Annotated in this window: 7 protein-coding genes; 3 read left to right on the plus strand and 4 right to left on the minus strand. The window is 52.7% G+C overall.

Annotated features, from left to right (window positions below):
* Positions 1–67 precede the first annotated feature (67 nt).
* Positions 68–1,300 (plus strand): MFS transporter, encoded by a 1,233-nt coding sequence (locus D8682_RS16070; protein ID WP_232886991.1) that lies wholly within the window; start codon positions 68–70, stop codon positions 1,298–1,300.
* Positions 1,301–1,306: 6 nt separating this feature from the next.
* Here the strand turns inward: D8682_RS16070 and D8682_RS16075 are convergent, their stop codons facing one another.
* The 3 genes from D8682_RS16075 to D8682_RS16085 all read right to left on the minus strand — a co-directional run bounded on the left by D8682_RS16075 (position 1,307) and on the right by D8682_RS16085 (position 3,600).
* Positions 1,307–2,011, minus strand: a complete 705-nt coding sequence (locus D8682_RS16075) for a LuxR C-terminal-related transcriptional regulator (protein WP_064542271.1) — start codon at positions 2,009–2,011, stop codon at positions 1,307–1,309.
* Between the two features lie 264 nt (positions 2,012–2,275).
* The gene (locus D8682_RS16080) at positions 2,276–2,743 is read right to left on the minus strand and encodes a hypothetical protein (RefSeq protein WP_064542274.1); all 468 of its coding nucleotides are present in this window, start codon (positions 2,741–2,743) and stop codon (positions 2,276–2,278) included.
* A complete protein-coding gene (locus D8682_RS16085) occupies positions 2,740–3,600 on the minus strand; it encodes a winged helix-turn-helix domain-containing protein (RefSeq protein WP_064542277.1) in 861 nt (286 codons plus the stop codon). Before D8682_RS16085 ends, D8682_RS16080 begins: the two co-directional genes overlap by 4 nt.
* 667 nt (positions 3,601–4,267) lie before the next feature.
* Between D8682_RS16085 and D8682_RS16090 the strand changes: the two genes are divergently transcribed.
* On the plus strand, positions 4,268–4,963 hold the full coding sequence (locus D8682_RS16090) for a winged helix-turn-helix domain-containing protein (RefSeq protein ID WP_064542280.1): 696 nt from the start codon (positions 4,268–4,270) through the stop codon (positions 4,961–4,963).
* A gap of 91 nt (positions 4,964–5,054) precedes the next feature.
* Here D8682_RS16090 and D8682_RS16095 read toward each other — a convergent pair whose 3' ends face one another.
* Positions 5,055–5,603, minus strand: coding sequence for an OmpH family outer membrane protein (locus tag D8682_RS16095; RefSeq protein WP_121814685.1), 549 nt, complete (start codon positions 5,601–5,603; stop codon positions 5,055–5,057).
* 678 nt (positions 5,604–6,281) lie between these two features.
* Between D8682_RS16095 and D8682_RS16100 the strand changes: the two genes are divergently transcribed.
* Positions 6,282–19,778 carry an autotransporter outer membrane beta-barrel domain-containing protein gene (locus D8682_RS16100; RefSeq protein ID WP_121814686.1) on the plus strand — a complete coding sequence of 4,499 codons (13,497 nt, stop codon included), beginning with the start codon at positions 6,282–6,284 and terminating at the stop codon, positions 19,776–19,778.
* Positions 19,779–19,810 lie beyond the last annotated feature (32 nt).

Below are 19,810 nucleotides of genomic sequence, written 5' to 3' on the forward strand. Positions count from 1 at the left end.
TTATTTTCAATTTTAAGTATACAACTTTATTGTCACTCTACATTGGCGGGCAATTAAGGTGGATAAAGTGTCGGCAGCGATACATTCCAGGCGGGCATTTCACTACGCTGCGTTTCGCCATTTGTTTTTTGCTCGTCTATTGACCGTTCTGGGCAATGGAATTGCACCGATTGCTCTGGCTTTCGCGGTGCTGGATATGGGCGGAACGGCGGCCGATTTGGGGATTGTTATTGCCGCACGTTCAATCTTTAACGTCGCTTTCTTGCTGATTGGCGGGGTGCTTGCCGATCGCTATTCCAGAAGCAAAGTTCTGCTCTATTCATCGGTTATCGCCGCAATATCTCAGGCGATCGCTGCCTGTTTGGTGCTGGATGGCTCAGCAACAATCATGTTGCTGGCGGTGCTGGGCGCAATAAATGGTGCGGCGGCAGGGACCTCATTGCCCGCTTCACAATCCATGGTTCCACAAACTGTGCCGGTGCACAGTCTGCGTGAAGCCAATGCTTTTATTCAGTTGGGTATCTACGGAGGGACGGTGATTGGGGCGTCGTTAGGTGGCGTTCTCACCAGTCTGACAGGTCCTGGATGGGGCCTGATGGTGGATGCCGTAGGATTTGCCGCATCGGCACCTCTTTACCTGATGATTCGCACCAGCTTCGCCCAGCCACAAGGTTCGCAATCTAATATTCTTCAGGATTTAAAAGATGGCTGGACCGAGTTCATTTCACGCACCTGGGTCTGGGCCATCGTGGTGCAATTTACCATTGTTAATGCGGCATTTAGCGGTGTGATGATGGTGCTTGGCCCGGTCGTGGCGGATTCCACATTTGGCCGGGCAGGCTGGGGAATGGCGATTGCTGCGCAGAGCGTTGGCTTGATCGTCGGTTCCTTTATTGCTCTGCGCTGGCGGCCACGGCGCGATTTATTGATCGGCACCATGCTGGTGATATTTTGCGCCGGGCCGATTGTTATTCTGGCGCTACTCCCATCGACGGCACTACTGATGGCGGCGTTCTTTGTTGCCGGAGTCGGTTTTGGGTTGTTCGGCGTGGTCTGGGCGCAATCTTTGCAAACCCATATCCCACCGGAGAAACTGGCACGTGTGTATGCTTATGACGCGCTAGGTTCCTTCGTGGCGATTCCGATTGGCGAGCTTGCAGCGGGCCCGCTGGCGATGCACTACGGAAACTCCAGAGTCTTACTGGTTTCAGCCCTGGCAGTGGTGATTGCAACCGTTGCCGCAAGTTTCACGCCTGCTATCAGGCGGCTCGACAATTCGGTGCAAATCAGGGAGCACTAGCTAAAGTTATCCCTTTGCTGAGCAACAGGCTTTTTGCCCTGGTTGAAGAGCGGAGTTGAGTGGTATCACTTTCTTATCACTTACCACCGGTACTATCCGCCGGCAATAATAGGTTTCATCATTACGTGACGGCTCAATTTTGGTCTGAAGCTCCATAATGCTGGCGATAGTCCTGACTTCTGATAACGCAAAGAACAGTCTTCCAATACTGTGGGCGTTGGCTTTGAGCATAAATGACCGGCGATGAGCATAGACTGATTTGCAGTCAATCTTCAGTATGTCCTTAATCTCTTTGGTGCTTAATCCCGTTTCAACATACTCAATGATTTGCAATTCACGAGAAGTGGCTTTGTTGCGGTGACTCATTGATACACCCGTCATAAAACACTCTTTTCTCATGATTGCCGTCAGCGTCCTGAGCAGGCGTTCTTTTATATGTCTGTACGGCGCTTTACGATTAATGATCGTGTAATCATGAGAGGGCGACTGAAGGGATGGAATAATGCCATGAACCTTGTCATTTTTTACCACATAGATGAAATGACAATAGTTATTTTTTGCTAAGTGATCCAGAGCGCCTGGGTGCGACACATCGACGATACACATCCTGCCGTTGCACGGCATGTTCTGCATAATTCTCGCAGGAATATCGTCCAGCAATGCTCTGAAACCATTAATGAAATAATGGTCTGTTGATATAAGTTGAATCATAAATTAAAAGCCTAATACAGCAGTCAATATTTAGTTATAGGCTCGGCAGTATGTAAATTCAACAGCGTTAAATCGATATCACCTTACGTGATGGAATATAAGATGGTTAACTTAAGGTTATTAATTGACGTAATTTCGTGATTTTAATGTTTGCAGTTAAATATTTAAAAATGATTCAAAAGATGCTTTTAAAATATATCTAAGGCCATGATCCGCGAGGAAAGTAGTGATGTTACTCGCGGAGCATGGCCTAAAATTTAGCAGTTAAAACTTACAATAAGCATAAGGCAGGTTTTCTTTTGTCAGCAGGTAAGCTGATTTGTTCAGTCTCTTGATTTCGACGTTGCCTATCCTCGATGGCTCAAGAAAAACCAGAGGAACGAGCCCACGCAGTTGCTCTATCGGGGCCGTATCTGCGACGGCCAGCGAGATCTCTTTCGACATCCAGACTGGGGCATTACCTTGCAGACTGGCCTGGAAGATAATACTACGATTGACCATGTATTCTTTCTTATCTGGCGCAGTAAAATAACCATTAATATTTACCAGACCGCTAGTCGGAGAGACGTTAAAATCAATAAGACCAGAAAAAACACGATCCTTGTTTGTCAATACAATATCAGTCGCACAGGTGAAGTTGGATGTCTTTTGGTTTTTGTTGTAAATCATAACAAGTAACGTTGAAGCAATTATGATGTAAGCAAATGACATTGCGGCGATGATTTTTTTCATTTTCGCACCTGTGGGTAAATTGGATAATAGTACGACACACAACTGGCTTCAGAGAAATAACTGAATTTTTTGTTGCAAACTAAAGCAGATACCCGGCTTATGTTTGTTGGCGCAGTGAGATAAATAATACTCTTACTCTTACATATCGCATTTTCAGATTTGAGGATGCTATCAATTCTGTCTTTATCGAAGGTATCTGGGTCGATGTAGATGCTGCATTTGTTATCTATCAACGTATATTCGGTATAATCGCTGAAATAATCATCATTCAATAAAGAGTACAGGTAGGCTAATGAGCTTACAAAGAATATGGCTAAGACAGCACAGATAATTTTATTTTTTTTGTCGGTGTTGTGGACTGCCGCGATTGTTTTCTTATTCTTTCCTTCTACCAGGATTTCACACAACTCGTCGTCATGCTCCTCATCAGACTCATTGCTTTGCTCCTCGTCATGAAGAGCCGTAGCGACGACGGGTGTTGAATCGTAGAGGCTGCGTTCTGTCTTTTGCACATCAGTTTCTGATGCAATGCACAGCCCTTTTTTAGGTACTGTGATAATAAATTTATTGCTATAGCCAATGTGTACAAAGGCTTTTCTTAAGTTAAGGATACACTGGTAAAAAGTATTGTATGAGATGTTTTTATGGTTTTCAGGCCAGATAACAGACAGCAAATCATCATAGCTAACGATGTTTCCACGTTGCTCCAGTAAATGGACAAGGCAGCGAGTACATGTTGCATGCAGGGTATTGCTGGTATTTGTCTGCTGGTTGAATAAGCTCCGGGCATGAGGATCAAATATCACTATATTGTCTATGGTGAATATTTTATCTTTTGGCGGGTTCAAATCTGACATAAAACATTCCTGTTAATAAATCTAAAAACAATTCATATTAAATATTAATCCCGTACAAGCTTTACTCTACGCTAAATGGTCTGTTTTTAACATAAAGTGCAGAAAGGTTAATAGGATTTAGTTTTTCTGCCGTCAGAGTAAGGTGTGAAATAAATGTCTTTTAGATCATTGTCTTACGCTGTATTTTGGTAAGTGTTTCTGTTTGTGTAGTTCTTATGTATCTTATTTTATTGTGAATTGTGATGAATACTCCATTTTTCCAGCACTGCTTTCCCCGGGATTTGTCCCTTATTGAAATCACTTATTTATATCAGATCGCGCAAGACTACTTTCTATCGCTGTTGGCTGGAGTTCCTTCGTGGTTTAGAAAATTTATAATGCTTTGATGATATTAATTATCATCTTATGGAGCATTTTTTTTGGAATCCTCTTATCACAATAACTCATAAGTAGTATATCAACGAATAGCATAATAAGTGTTTGTATAAATTGTGATTCATTTGTTATGATGGCTAGTGCATTGATATAAAAAGTAAAAATCCTTACATGATAAATTTAATCCTCGTTGGTTAAATGAAATTTAATGGCTTTATAAGCAAAAGTTAATTTGCTTTGGTTAATCTTTATACGAGTTGGCAGGTGCCAATTGACAGTACGAGGTTAAAGGATGTCCAATCCTGGCGATAAGTATATTATAGATGGTATGGTGGTTTTTGACCCGGAAGATAAAAGTATCTATAACCTTCTTACACATAAGAAGAAAAAGATGCATGCTACCTGTACGCGCTGTTTGATTCTTATGTTGGAAAATCCATCCAGAGTCATTAGCCAGAGTGAATTCCTTTTATTTGCATGGCCAGATACGCATAACGATGTTTCTTATAACACTTTTTATCAGTGCATTCTGAACCTGCGCCGTTCCTTTTCTGAAATTAAGTACGAGCCAAAACTCATAATAACCGTACCTCGTAAAGGGTTATGTTTGTCGTCGAGTATTGATATTGTGAAAACAGATACTCAGACGCAAGCGACAGACAGTAGCACGCAGCCGAAAAATCAAATTCAGGTCGAGCAGAATAAAGAACTGTTAAACACGATTTCAACAATGGATATTGATGCGGAGGATATCCAGACCATAAAGAAGAAGTATAAAGTGCTCATGACTTATGTACTGCCTGCGGCCATGACACTGATATTGGTATTGTGCATTCTGCTAAGAAGAGAGCTGGTGCATGAGAGCGAACTCTATATTTCTTCATTCAATAGCGATAAGACCAATGTCAATTCGAAACCCCAATCGGATTGTACTATGGAGCCAGTGACATCTAATAAAGATGCGGTGACTTTTAATAAAAGTGACTGAAAACTAATGTTGTGATTTTCTATCTATTAATTATGAATAATTAAACAGCCGCCAGTGTTATTCGATTCACTGGCGGCTGTATGTTATGGGCTTATTTTGGCTCCATACTTTTTGGTTCAATCTCAGTTTTGCCCATCTGTTTATTGACGACAACTTCCGGCAATTTGCCGTAATCTACCCTGGTGTTGGCAAGTTGGGTAATGATCTGCTGACTGATGTCGTTAGCCGGATTAGAGGCCACAACCTGGCTACTGTCGAGAACCAGGTCGATTTTGTTACCAGTACGGTAGGTTTCAACTACTGCGACAATGGCTTTCACGCTTTTAACCCGCGCACTGCTGCGCTCGATATCCCACTGGCGGTTTAAGGTCATAGCATCAGCTTCGCGGGCTTTCTGTTGTTGATCCGCAGGAATGTTCGCGTAGGTTGCCTGGGCATCTGTACTGGCTTTAACCAGTACATCTTTAACTTTCTCGCCCCATTCTTGTTCTTGCTTACCTATTGGAGACGTTTCCAGAATTTTAGCCATATTCACATAGGCAATTTTTTGTTGGCTCAAACCCATTTGATCGCAGCCAGCAATACTCAACAACGCAATACAAAGAGGTAACTTAACCAGCAAACTTTTATTCCATTTCATCTCTATCTTCTCTTTCAGATACTTGTCTGCCACTCTGTAATACTCCCGGAGGCGTGAGTGTTCAATGAGTTAATTCACAAGATTGGATTTTTTAGAGTCTAAGGCAACAGTAACGTTATCGCAATACATCACGGCGTTGAAATAAAATTGCCGACAAATGATTCTATCATATCTTCTTACGTAGGCATTTTAGTAGGATTTATCTGACTTGGATAATAAGATAAGAAAAAAGTTAAACTCATAGCATGGTTTGTTGCAGATTCTATGTTTGTGAATTATATCAACGGGTTGTGTGTTTTGTTCATACAATAAAATCTTACCTTCGCGTGGTGTTAATTTATTATCTTATTATGTATTTAGTGCCATTTTGTATGGCGAAATAATAGTTTGCGTTAAGTTCAGTACTTTTGGCGATGTAGCTAGTTTGGCAAAAAATATTACTCACCTCGTTTGCATTTGCGTAATGCGAAAGCTATTTTTTTTGTTATTACCGTTTGGTAAAATAAAAACATCAAATTGGTATATAAAATAGAAGTTATAAGCGGTGTCAGCATTGTGTGCACGCGCGATCAAAAAACCAAGCTAACACTCCCATCCCTCGGCTTCTTCTGACGAATATCTTTAATTTCAGTACGCGACCTGCGGACAAATATAAATACTCGAAAAGTGAATTAAATCATGAACACTGTTTATCGCATTATATGGAGCGTGGCAAAGCAATGCTGGATGGCCGTCTCTGAGTTGACCAAAGGCCGCAGCAAAAGCTCTCGCAGTAAAACGGGCCCAGGTGTTGTAGTGCTGGCGATATTTGCATTGTCCGGAACGGTGCATGCTTCAACGGTGACATGGTCCCCAACCGGGCAAGGCTCCGGGGGAAGCGGAACCTGGAATGTGATCGATAGCGAATGGTTCAACGGCACGGTGATGCTGCCATGGAACAACCTGGCCGGGGACAGCGCCTTGTTTGGCGGCACGGCGGGCACCATCACTGTGACTAACCCGATAACCGTTCAGGATCTGTTATTCAACGTCAATGGTTACATTATTAATGGTGGGACGCTGAATACGGCTTCAGGCACCATGGGGATTAATGTCGGCAGCGGCAACACCGCCACGGTGAATTCTATTATCGCGGGTACTGGCCGTGTGGATATTAATGGCGGCGGTATTCTGGTGCTCGGCGGCACTAACACTTATAGCGGCGGCACCACCATTACCAATAACAGTACTCTGCGAGTCTCCTCGGATAGTAGTTTGGGGGCGGCGGCGGGTTTACTGACTCTGGGTAATTTGTCATCTCTTGGCACGCTGGCTATCACCGGCGGGCCTTTCATTAGTACCCGTAATGTCGCGCTTGCTCAGGGCGGCGGTATTATCAATGTGGCATCGGGTGCAACGGCGACCGTTGGCGGCGTGATGAGCGGTACTGGTGCACTCACCTTAAATGGCGCTGGCACGTTGATCCTCACCGGCGCGAACACTAACACCGGCACAACAACCGTTTCGTCTGGCACCCTGCAAATTGGCAACGGTGGCACGACGGGCGTGCTGGGCAGCAGTGTGGTCACCAATAATGGCACTCTGACTTTCAACCGCAGCAATAGCTACACCTATGCGGGGGCGATTAGCGGTACCGGGCAACTGGTGCAGAGCGGCAGCGGCACCACCATACTCACGGGCGCAAATACCTATAGTGGTGGCACCACCATTAATGCAGGTACGCTGCAAATTGGTGGCGGCGGTGCAACGGGTTCAATTACCGGCAATATCACCAACAACGGTTTACTTAGCTTTAGCCATAACAATACTTACACCCAGGCGGGGGTGATCTCCGGCAGCGGTGCGGTGCAGCAAAATGGTGGTACCACCATACTTTCGGGCATCAATACTTATACCGGTGAAACACAGATAAAAAGTGGCACGCTGCAAGTTGATAGCGATAACAATCTTGGCGCATCGTCAAGCCAGATCCATTTCACCGGAGGTGGCAACTTTCTTGCTAACTCTTCGTTCACTACCGCGCGTAATGTCGTTATCGACAGCGGGTTTAACAGTTATCTCGGTAGTGCGAATGCCAATGCACCGTTGACTCTGAACGGTGTCGTGTCGGGTGCTGGCGCGCTTGGCGTTTATGCCGGTAACGTGATTCTGACCGGGGCTAACACTTATACCGGCGGCACTAATATCTGGGGTGGTTACCTGTCGGTGTCAAATGATGCCAACCTCGGTGCGGCTACCGGTAGTGTGAATTTCATCAATGGCGGCACGTTGCGTTTGCTCAGCGACTTCACCACATCGCGCAATGTGGTGTTAAGCAATAATGGTACCTTCGAAACCTTCAACGGAACGTCGCTGACGCTAAACGGGACAATTTCTGGCGGTGGCTGGCTTCTGCTCACCAGTGCGGGTAGCCCTGGCGGCACGGTCTACCTCAATGGTACCAACACTTACACCAACACCACTTATCTGCAAGGCGGCGTTAAAGCGATAGTATCCAATGCTGCAGCTTTGGGTAGCGGAAAAGATGTCAATATCGGCAACGGTACGCTGGTGGTGACAGGCAGTTATGCGATTAACAGGATTGGGCTCAACACTGGTGGTGTGACTGTCGATGTCGCACCTAATATGACATTGACCGTTAATAACGACATTTATGGCAGCAACTCCGCTTTACGCAAAACTAATACCGGGACATTGGTGCTGGCGGGGACCAGCTCCTCGACTTCTGGTTTTAACATTGCCGAGGGGACATTGCAGGTCGGCAATGGTGGGGCATCAGGCTCGTTGGGGACGGGGAACGTCGTCAACAGCAGTTCGCTGGTGTTTAACCGGTCAGATGCTTACAGCTACGCGGGGGCGATTTCGGGGACCGGTACGCTCACTCAAAATGGCAGCGGCAGCACTACGCTTTCCGGTAACAGCACCTACACCGGCACGACACGCGTTGCGGCGGGTTCGTTATATATCAACGGTAACCAGACCAATGCTACCGGGGCGACCACCGTCGAATCCGGAGCGACCCTGGGCGGCGCAGGCACCATTGGCGGCGATGTGACGATTGCCAACGGCGGCATTCTGGCACCGGGAGCCTCAGATAGCGCGGCGGGTACGCTGACGATTCGCCGTAACTTGCTGCTTTCTGGCGGTTCGATTCTGAACTATAACCTCGGGCAGTCTGATGTCGTCGGCGGGCAATATAACGACCAGACCGTGGTCGGTGGCAACTTGACGCTGGACGGCACGCTGAACGTCAACACTACCGCCGGTGGGACTTTTGGGGCCGGTGTTTACCGCATCATCAGTTATACCGGGACACTGACCGACAACGGCCTGGCAATTGGGTCAATGCCTGCGGGCTCGAATTCTGAGTTGCAGACCTCGGTTAACGGCCAGGTTAACCTGGTCAACTCGTTGGGTAATATGCGTTACTGGGATGTCGCCCAGAACAATGGTGCCGTGAATGGCGGCACCGGGATCTGGAACAGCGGAGCGGGGGCCAACAGTAACTGGTCTAATGCTGCGGGGACGACGAATGGGGTTTACAGCCAGGGTTACGCCGCATTCATGGGCACACCTAGTACCGTCACGGTGGATGACAGTCTTGGCGCGGTGACCTCCGAAGGGATGCAGTTTGCCACCAACGGTTATACCGTCGCTGGCGATGCCATCAACCTGTCCGAAACTACGCCAGGTTCAGGGCAAACCACCATCCGTGTGGGTGATGGGACCACCGCAGGAAGTAACTATGTTGCTACCGTCGGTTCAGTGCTACAGGGCAGTACGGCAGTAACCAAAACCGACCGCGGTACGCTGATCCTCACCGGTGCCAATACCTACACTGGCGGCACAACCGTTAGCGCAGGCACCTTGCAGCTCGGTAATGGCGGCACTTCTGGATCGATTATTGGCGATGTGCTCAACAACAGCGCGCTGGTGTTTAATCGCAGCGATACCGCCACATTCGGCGGCGTGATTTCCAGTACCGGTATCGTCAATCAAATTGGTTCAGGCACCACAATTCTGACCGGTGCCAATAGTTACAGTGGCACCACCACAATTTCATCCGGCACCTTGCAGGTTGGTAATGGCGGCACCACCGGTACGCTGGGTACCGGTGCGGTGACAGTCACCACCCCTGGCGGATTGGTATTCAAACGTAGTGACGCCGTGACCTATGGTGGGGTTATCTCTGGCACCGGTTCTGTGGCACAAAGCGGCACCGGCACCACCATCCTGACGAATAACAATACCTACAGCGGCGGCACGACGATCAACGCCGGCACATTGCAGTTAGGTAATAACGGCGCTGCGGGCTCGGCCACTGGCAATATCGTCAACAATAGCAAACTGCTTTTTAGTCGTAATGCGACATATACCTATGCCGGCGTGATTTCTGGCAGCGGTTCGGTGGAACAGCGCATCGGCTCACTCACCTTGAGCGGAACGAATACTTATGCCGGTGACACGCTGATGTCCGGTAATAACCGTTTATATGTGAGCAGTGACGCCAACCTCGGTGCTACATCAAGCCGTCTACGTTTTACCGGAAATACCGCCACTGCATGGCTTATCGCCAATGGGGCGACCACGCTAGCACGCGACGTGATTATCGACGCTGGTTCTCAGGGGAGTTTTGGGAGTGCCAGCTCGGCAAATCCATTAACGCTGGCTGGAAACATTTCCGGTGGCGGTTTGTTGGGGGTCAGGCAAGGTCGCGTTCTTATGACGGGGAACAGTACTTATACCGGTGGTACCTACATCAATGGCGCGATACTCGGTGTGACGAGTGATGCCAGCATGGGGGCTGTGTCTGGTGGTCTGCAAATGGATAACGGCGCTGTCCTGCAAGCGCTGAACAGCCTAAGTATCGCGCGAAGCATCAGCACAACCAACACCGGGGGAACCATCCAGACCATCAATGGTGCGACGCTGACGTTGAGCGGGTCAATCTCGGGTGGCGGTGCTCTCACATATAACAATTCAGGTTCGGGAAGCGGCACCATTATCATTGCTGGTAATGCCAACCCTAACGGTACTTATGTGAATGGGGTGACGCTGCAAATCGGTAACGGTGGCACCACCGGCGCAGTGGGCGGAAATATCAGCAACAGTGGTACCGTAGTCTTTAATCGCAGCGATATCGCTAACTATGGCGGGGCTATTTTCGGTAGCGGTGGAGTGATACAAAACGGCACGGGTACCACATCCCTGACCGGCGCCAATACTTACACTGGCGGCACCACTATCACGGCGGGTACCTTGCAGCTCGGTAATGGCGGGGCGAGCGGGTCGATTACCGGCAATATCCTCAATAACAGCAACTTAACGTTCAAGCGTAGCGACGTATACACCTACGCGGGCGCGATAACCGGCAGTGGCACGATTCACCAGAGCGGCACCGGTACCACGATACTGACCGGCACGAATACCAATGCGGGTGATACCACGATTGATTCCGGTACCTTGCAGCTCGGCAATGGCGGCACAACGGGTTCCATTACCGACAATGTCATCAACAACGGCACGCTGGCCTTTAACCGCAGCGACAACGTGACCTTTGCTAATACCATTTCTGGTACTGGCGGCCTGCAGCAAAACGGCTCGGGTTACACCATCCTGACCGGCAACAACAGCTACAAAGGGGCCACCACGGTATCGACGGGTGGGCTGATTGTGAATGGCGATCAAACGGCTGCCACCGGCGCGACCACCGTCGCCGCCAATGCGGTATTGGGCGGCACCGGCACTATTGGCGGTAATGTCACCATCGCTAATGACGGTATTCTGACACCGGGCAGCACCAGTGGCACTGGCGGCACTTTAACCGTGAAGGGCAATCTTGCCCTCAATGGCACGTCAATCTTGCGCTATACCTTCGGTTCGGTGAACGGTGTGGCGCAAAACAGCCTGACCAACGTGGGCGGCAATCTGACGCTCGACGGTCGTCTGGACGTGACTATCCCAACCGGCGGTACCTTCGATCCGGGTATCTACCGTATCTTCAACTATGACGGCACGCTGACCAACAACGGTCTGGCGCTGGGCAACATGCCACCGTCAACGACTGTTGCACTGCAAACCGGAGTGCAGGGGCAAATCAACCTGATCAATACCACCGGGAACCTCACCGCAGTGTGGGACGGCAGCAACCCGACCAACTACAACAATGGCGCGGCGGATGGCGGTGGTGGGGTATGGAACCGCAATCTGGCGAACCAGTCCTGGGGTAACGCCAGCAGTTCAATCAACTCAACTTATACTCCAACGTCGTTCGTTATTTTCCAGGGCACGCCAGCGACCGTGACGGTGGACAACACTTACGGCTCGATTTCCACCACCGGCTTACAGTTCGCGGTTAGTGGGTACTCACTGGTGGGCGGGGCGATAGACCTGCTTCAGACGGCATCCGGGACCAACAGCACCACGATAAGCGTCGGTGACCATAGCGATCTCGGTGCCAACTACACCGCGACGATTGGCTCGGTTCTGCAAGGCAGCACCCGACTCACTAAAACCGATAAAGGTAAGCTGATACTCACCGGCAGCAACACCTACAGCGGTGGCACGACGATGAACAACGGCACGCTGAATGTCTCCAGTGACAGCAACCTGGGGGCAGCTGCGGGCGCACTGGCGTTCAATGGCGGTACGCTGGAAAGCAGCGACACCTTCACCACCGCACGCACCATCACGCTGGATACTAAGGGCGGCACACTCGATGTCGATACCGGGGAGACGCTGACTCTGAGCGGTGTGATTAGCGGTGTGGGCAAACTGACCAAAACCGATGCCGGTAAACTGGTGCTCAGTGGCGCAAATACTTATAGCGGTGGGACCGAGATCAGCGCAGGTACGGTGAGTGTGGCCAGTGATAGTGCGCTTGGTGCGGCTGATGGGGTGCTCACCATCGATAATGCTACCCTGGAAACTAGCGCATCGATGACCTCGACACGTACCACTATGCTCAATGCTGCGGGTGCAACGCTGAATGTTGATGACGGCACTACATTGACGCTGAACGGTATTATTGAAGGCACTGGCGCACTTAACAAAGCCGGTACCGGGACATTAGCTCTGGCCGGAACAAGTACCTACAGCGGCGGCACCGTGTTCAACGCCGGCAAAATCCAGGTATCCAGCGATGCCAGCCTTGGCGCGGCCTCTGGCGCATTAACCTTCAATGGCGGCTCGCTGGAAACCACCACCACAATGACATCTGACCGTACTGCGACGATCGACGCCGGTTCGGCGACGTTCGATGTTGACACTGGCACCACGCTGACCATGAATGGCGTGATTTCGGGTGCCGGTGCGCTGCACAAAGCGGATGCCGGTACCTTGCTGCTGACCACGGCCAATACTCACAGCGGTGGCACCACTATTGCGGGCGGTCTGCTGAAGCTGACTGACGCTGATGCGGCAGGCACCGGCACTGTCAACATCAATGCGGCTTCGGGCCTTGAGCTGGCGTTTGCCTCAGCCAGTACCTTTGATAACCAACTGGCGGGAGCCGGAACCACTACGGTCAACGGGGCGCAAACCACGGTCACTGCGGATAATTCTGCGTACACCGGCAACTGGAATGTCACCAGCAGCAGCACCCTGGCGGTTGCTAATACGGCGACCAGCAGCACCACTAATCTGGGAACGGGCGCGGTAGACATTGCCACAGACGGTATTGTTAATACGCAAACCACGGGCGCGTTTAGCTTTAACAACGCGCTGACCGGCAGCGGCACGCTGGATGCCTCGAACAACGGGCAGGCGCTCAGCTTTGGCAGCGGAGTGGGTGCTAACTTTGCCGGTACGGTCAATCTGGCGGACAACAGCTTTGCGCTGTCCGGTGACAACACCACCGCACTGACCCGCGCCACGCTGAACATGAATGCGGGCAACGTTACCACCGTCGGCGCAGGTAGCCAGGCTATCGGCAACCTGACGTTCAATGGCGGCACAATGTTATTCTCGAATCTGCCATCTGGCACCGTGGCAACCAACGCCCTGGCACTGACCACCGGCAATGTTCAGCTGGATACGCAAGATGCAGGTACTTCCGGCAACCTGCTGGTGCAGGACGAAGGCACCACCCGGCAGCTGATTTCTGCCACTTCGGTGACAGGCTCTGAAGGCAATCTGGTGCTGAAAGATTTGGCCGGCAATGTACTGACCACCGGCACATCTAACATCGTTCAGGGCGGTAACACCGTGGCGGTGGGCAGCTATTCTTACGGGCTGGCAACCCGCGCCGCAGGCAGCAGCACCGTGGACGGATTATACGCCGCCTATCGTCTGAGCCAGCTGGCATTGCAGGCAGGCCAGACGCTGACGCTGGCGCAAAGTAACGGCGCAAATGGCACGTCTGCTGATATGTCCGCCAAACTCACCGGCAGCGGTAGCCTTCAGATCGATGCCGGTAACGGTGTGGTGTCGCTGTCGAATGCCACCAACGACTACAGCGGCGAAACCAGCGTCACTACCGGCACGTTGCAGGCAGGCAGTGATAACGCGCTCGGTCACACCAGCAAACTAAACCTCGCAGATACCACGACATTCGATCTGAATGCTAAAACGCAGACCCTTGGTGCGTTGAATGGCCTTGCGGGTTCAACGCTGAATATCAACAACGGTACACTGAACCTCAGTAATGGCGGCACGTCAGCCGGTTCGTTGACCGGTGCAGGTCAACTGAATGTTAACGGCGGCACGCTTGATGTGCAGGGTGCGAACACCGGCCTGACGGCGGCCACGGCGATTGCCAGTGGTGCTACCGTTAAGATCAATCATGTCGACAGCCTGGGCAGCAGTGTGATCACCGCCGCCGGTACGCTGGTGGTGGATGCGGCTATCGGTTCGCTGGATAACGCCATCAACGGCGCGGGCGCGGTGCAGCTGAGTAATGCCGCCGATGTGACACTGGCGGGCATTAACGCGCTGTCGGGGAGCTGGAATACCGACGCAGGTACGCGTCTGACCGCCACGCAAGCGGCGAATCTGGGGACGGCGGCGATTAACAATGCCGGCACCTTTAACGTCGACACCACCACTGACTGGACGCTCAATAACGCGATCAATGGTACTGGTGCCGTGACCAAAAAAGGTAGCGGTACGCTGACCATCGCCCACGCCAATACGTACAGCGGCAACACCACGATTTCAGGTGGAGTGCTGAAACTGACCCACACCGACGGTGCAGGAACGGGCGTGGTGAATATCGATACCGCAGCGGGGCTTGAGCTGGCGCTTGCCACGGCCAGTGTCTTCGATAACCAGCTTGCCGGTGCCGGAACCACCACGGTCAGCGGCGCGCAGGCGACCATCACGGCGAATAACTCCGCCTACACTGGTAACTGGAATGTCACAAGCAGCGGCACACTGGCCGTGCCTGATTCCGCGACCAGCAGCACGCCTAATCTGGGCAGCGGTGCGGTGGACATTGCGGCGGGCGGCATTGTGAATGCACAGACTACGGGCGCGTTCAGCTTCGACAACGCACTGACCGGAGCCGGTACACTGAATGCCTCAAACAACGGAAATACGTTCAGCTTCGGCAGCGGCGTGGGCGCGAACTTTGCCGGTACCGCGAATCTGACCCATAACACCTTTGATTTGACAGGTGACAACACCAGCGCGCTGACCCGCGCCACGCTGGAAGTTGGTACTGGCAACGTGACCACGGTCGGCGATGGCAACCAGCAGATCGGCGGGCTGACCATTAATGGCGGCAGAATGCAGTTCAACGCCACGGCCCCTGAGCAGATTTTGGCAACCAGCCATATCACGGCGGGCACGCTGGAAATCAACCATACCGGCACGGTGCGCCTGAACCTGCCAACACCGTTCACCCCGGCACCGCCGGATACACCGAACACCACCAACCTGCTGAAGCAGGATGAAGAGAACGTCAGTGTACAACTGGTCATCGCCAGTTCCGTCACGGGCAGCGGTGGCGCTATCGAACTGACCGACCAGAATGGCGATGCCATTACGGCGGCACGCCAGATCGACATCAGCCAGAACGGCAATACTGTGGCGCAGGCGACCTATGACTACCGTCTGACCTCCAGTTCGCAGAACGATGGCCTGTATGTGAACTACGGTCTCAAACAACTGGATCTCCAGGCAAACCAGACGCTGACACTGGCGCAGGATACCGGAGCCAGCGGCGTGGCGGCGGATATGTCGGCCAAAATCACCGGCAGCGGTAACCTGGCGATTAATGCCCGTAGTGATGTGCTGTCGCTGTCCAACGCCCTCAACGACTATAGCGGTGAAACCAGTGTGAGCAGCGGGACGTTGCAGTCGGGCAGCGATAACGCACTGGGTAATACCAGCAAGTTAAACCTCGCGGATACCACCACCTTTGACCTCAACGCTAAAACGCAGACGATCGGTGCACTGAATGGCCTTGCGGGTTCAACGCTGAATATCAACAACGGTTCGCTGAACCTCAGTAATGGCGGCACGTCAGCCGGGTCGCTGACCGGTACCGGGCAACTGAACGTTAACGGCGGCACGCTTGATGTGCAGGGTGAAAACACCGGTTTGACGGCGACCACGGCGATTGCCAGTGGTGCTACCGTTAAGATCAATCATGTCGACAGTCTGGGCAGCAGCGAGATTACCACCGCTGGTACGCTGGCGGTGGATGCAGTCACCGGCGTGCTGGACAACGTCATCAACGGCGCGGGTGCGGTGCAACTGAGCAACGCCGCCGATGTAACACTGGCGGGTATTAACACCCTGTCAGGAAGCTGGAACACCGATGCCGCTACCCGTCTGACCGCCACGCAAGCGGCGAATCTGGGTACGGCGGCTATCAACAATGCCGGTACTTTTAATGTCGACACTGCGACGGACTGGACGCTGGATAACGCGATTAGCGGTAGCGGTGACGTCACTAAAAACGGCAGTGGCATGCTGACCATCGCTCACGCCAACACTTACAGTGGCGGTACGACGATTTCTGCTGGAATGCTGAAACTGACCGACGCCGATGGTGCAGGAACGGGCGTGGTGAATGTTGACGCGGCAGCTGGGCTTGAGCTGGCACTCGCTACAGCCAGTGTCTTTGATAATCAGCTGGCGGGTGCCGGAGCCACCACCGTGAGCGGTGCGCAGGCGACCGTCACGGCGGATAACTCCGCGTACACCGGCAACTGGAATGTGACCGACAGCGGCACGCTGGCGGTGGACAGTGCCACAACCAGCAGCACCACCAATCTGGGCAGTGGCAGCGTGGACATTGCCGTCAGCGGCATCGTTAATGCACAGACCACCGGCGCGTTCAGCTTCGACAACGTGCTGACCGGAACGGGCACCCTGAATGCCTCAAACAACGGGAATGCGTTCAGCTTCGGCAGCGGCGTGGGGGCGAATTTTGCCGGTACTGCCAATCTGACGGACAACACCTTTGATCTGACAGGCGACAACACCACAGCATTAACTCGTGCGACATTACAGGTCGGTACTGGCAACGTGACCACGGTGGGTGACGGCGATCAGCAGATTGGCGGGTTAACGCTGAATGGCGGCACCCTGAGGTTCAACGCCACGGCACCGGATCAGCGTGTGGCAACCAGCCTGATCACCGCGGGTGTGCTGGATATCAACCGCACCGGCACCGTGATGGTGAAACTGCCGGAGCCGCTGACCGCCAGCGCGCCGGACACGCCGAATGCCACTAATCTGTTGATGCAGGATGAGGGCGAAACGGGCGTGCAACTGGTCAGATCCGGCGCGGTCACCGGTAGCGGCGGCGCCCTGGATCTGGTGGATCAGAACGGTGTGAAAATCACGGCGGCACGTGAGATTGACGTCAGCCAGAACGGCAATACCGTCGCGAAAGGGACCTATGACTACCGTCTGACGTCCGGCGCGCAGAGCGATGGTCTGTATGTGAACTACGGCCTGACGAAGCTGGATTTGCAGGCTGACCAGACGCTGACGCTGGCGCAGGATACGGCGGCGAACGGCGCTTCAGCGGATATGTCGGCGAAAATCACCGGCAGCGGTAATCTGGCTATCGACGCCCGTGGCGGCCTGCTGTCGCTGACTAACATCACCAACGATTACCGCGGTGAAACCAGCGTTAATTCGGGAACGTTGCAGGCGGGCAGTGATAACGCGCTGGGCCAGACCAGCAAGTTAAACCTGGCGAGCGTAAGTGCGTTCGATCTGAACGGCAAAACCCAGACACTCGGCGCGCTGAACGGTGAAACGGGTTCAACACTGAATCTCAATGGCGGCATGCTGGACCTCAGCAATGGTGGCACCTCAGCAGGCGCACTGGCGGGTGGCGGCAAACTCAACGTCAATGGCGGCACGCTTGATGTGCAGGGCGCGAATAGCGGGCTGACGGCGGCAACGACTATCGCCACAGGCGCGACAGTCAGCCTTAATCATGTTGACGGTCTGGGCAGCAGCGAGATTACCAGCGCCGGTAAACTGGTGCTGGATGGCGCAACCGGCACGATGGATAACACCATCAAAGGCACGGGCGAAGTCGTTAAACGCGGTGCCGGTGAAGTGGTGATGACCGGTAAAACCGACTGGACGGGCAACACCCTGATTGATGAGGGCGAGCTGACGCTCGACGGCTCACAGGGCGGTGCGCAACTGGTCAGTAACATCATTGCCAAAGACAACACCGCGTTGTCGCTGCGCAACGGTGCCAGCCTGACCGGCTGGATTGATCCGACGGATGTGAACATCGATAGCGCCAGTACCTGGAACATGACGGCGGATTCGCTGGTTGATGACGTTAACCTTGCGGGGACGCTGAATTATGTGGCACCGGGCAGCACGCCAATGGCCGCAGGCCGCACGCTGACGGCGAACAACTGGAACGGCCAGGGCGGCACTCTGGTGCTGAACACCGTGCTGGGGGGTGACAACTCCGTCACCGATAAACTGCTGGTGAATGGCAATACCAGCGGCAACACCTTTATGAAGGTCAACAATGCGGGTGGCAGCGGCGCGCAGACGGTGGAAGGGATCCGCGTGGTGGAAGTGAAAGGTCAGTCTGACGGGACGTTCACCAAATCCGGGCGTATTGTCGCCGGGGCGTATGATTATAGCCTGGTGAAAAAAGGCGCTGACTGGTTCCTCACCAGCCTGGATACCACGGCGAAACCGCCAGAGCCTGCGAAGCCAGGCGAACCATCACCAGAGCCTGAGAAAAAAGGCCAGCCGACGGTGCGTCCGGAAGCGGCGGCTTACACCGCTAATCTGGCGGCAGCCAACACCATGTTTATCACCAGCCTGCATGACCGCCTGGGTGAAACGCAGTACACCGATGCGCTGACGGGCGAGCAGAAAGTAACGAGCATGTGGTTGCGCCAGCTTGGCGGGCAAAACCGCTGGAAAGACAGCAGCGGGCAAATCGAAACCCAGAGCAACCGTTACGTCACGCAACTGGGTGGTGATATCGCCCAGTGGAGCCCGGATGGCCTGCAACGCCTGCACCTCGGGGTGATGGCGGGTTACGGAACCAGCAGCAGTAAAAGCCGCTCGAATGTGACCGGATACCGTGCCGAAGGGTCGGTGGATGGTTACAGTGCCGGGCTGTATGCCACCTGGTATCAGAATGATGAAACCCGTCAGGGCGCGTATGTGGACAGCTGGGCGCAGTACGGCTGGTTCAACAACGATGTGAATGGCCAGGACATTAAGGGTGAGTCCTACAAATCCAGCGGTATCACGGCGTCGCTGGAGATGGGTTATACGCATAAACTGGGTGAATTTGCTGGCAGCCAGGGTTCGCTGAATGAATGGTTTATCCAGCCGCAGGCGCAGGCCATCTGGATGGGTGTTGAAGCTGATGACCACCGTGAAAGCAACGGCACACGCGTCAGTGGTGAAGGCGACGGCAACGTTCAGACCCGTCTGGGTGTGCGCACTTACCTGAAAGGGCACAATAAAATCGATGACGGCAAGGGCCGTACCTTCCAGCCGTTTGTCGAAGTGAACTGGATACATAACACCCAGAGCTTCGGTACGCGTATGGATGGCGTGAGCCTGACGCAAAGCGGTGCCAGAAATATCGGGGAAATTAAAACCGGTGTGGAAGGGCAGCTTAACTCACGGCTCAATCTGTGGGGCAATGTGGGCGTCCAGGTGGGGGATAAAGGTTACAGCGATGCCTCGGCCATGGTGGGGGTGAAATACAGCTTCTGATAGAACGTGGATGTCGCAGCGTTAATCCGCCT

The sequence above is a fragment of the Buttiauxella sp. 3AFRM03 genome, from assembly GCF_003675305.1.
In the GTDB taxonomy this organism is placed as follows: Bacteria; Pseudomonadota; Gammaproteobacteria; order Enterobacterales; family Enterobacteriaceae; genus Buttiauxella; species Buttiauxella ferragutiae.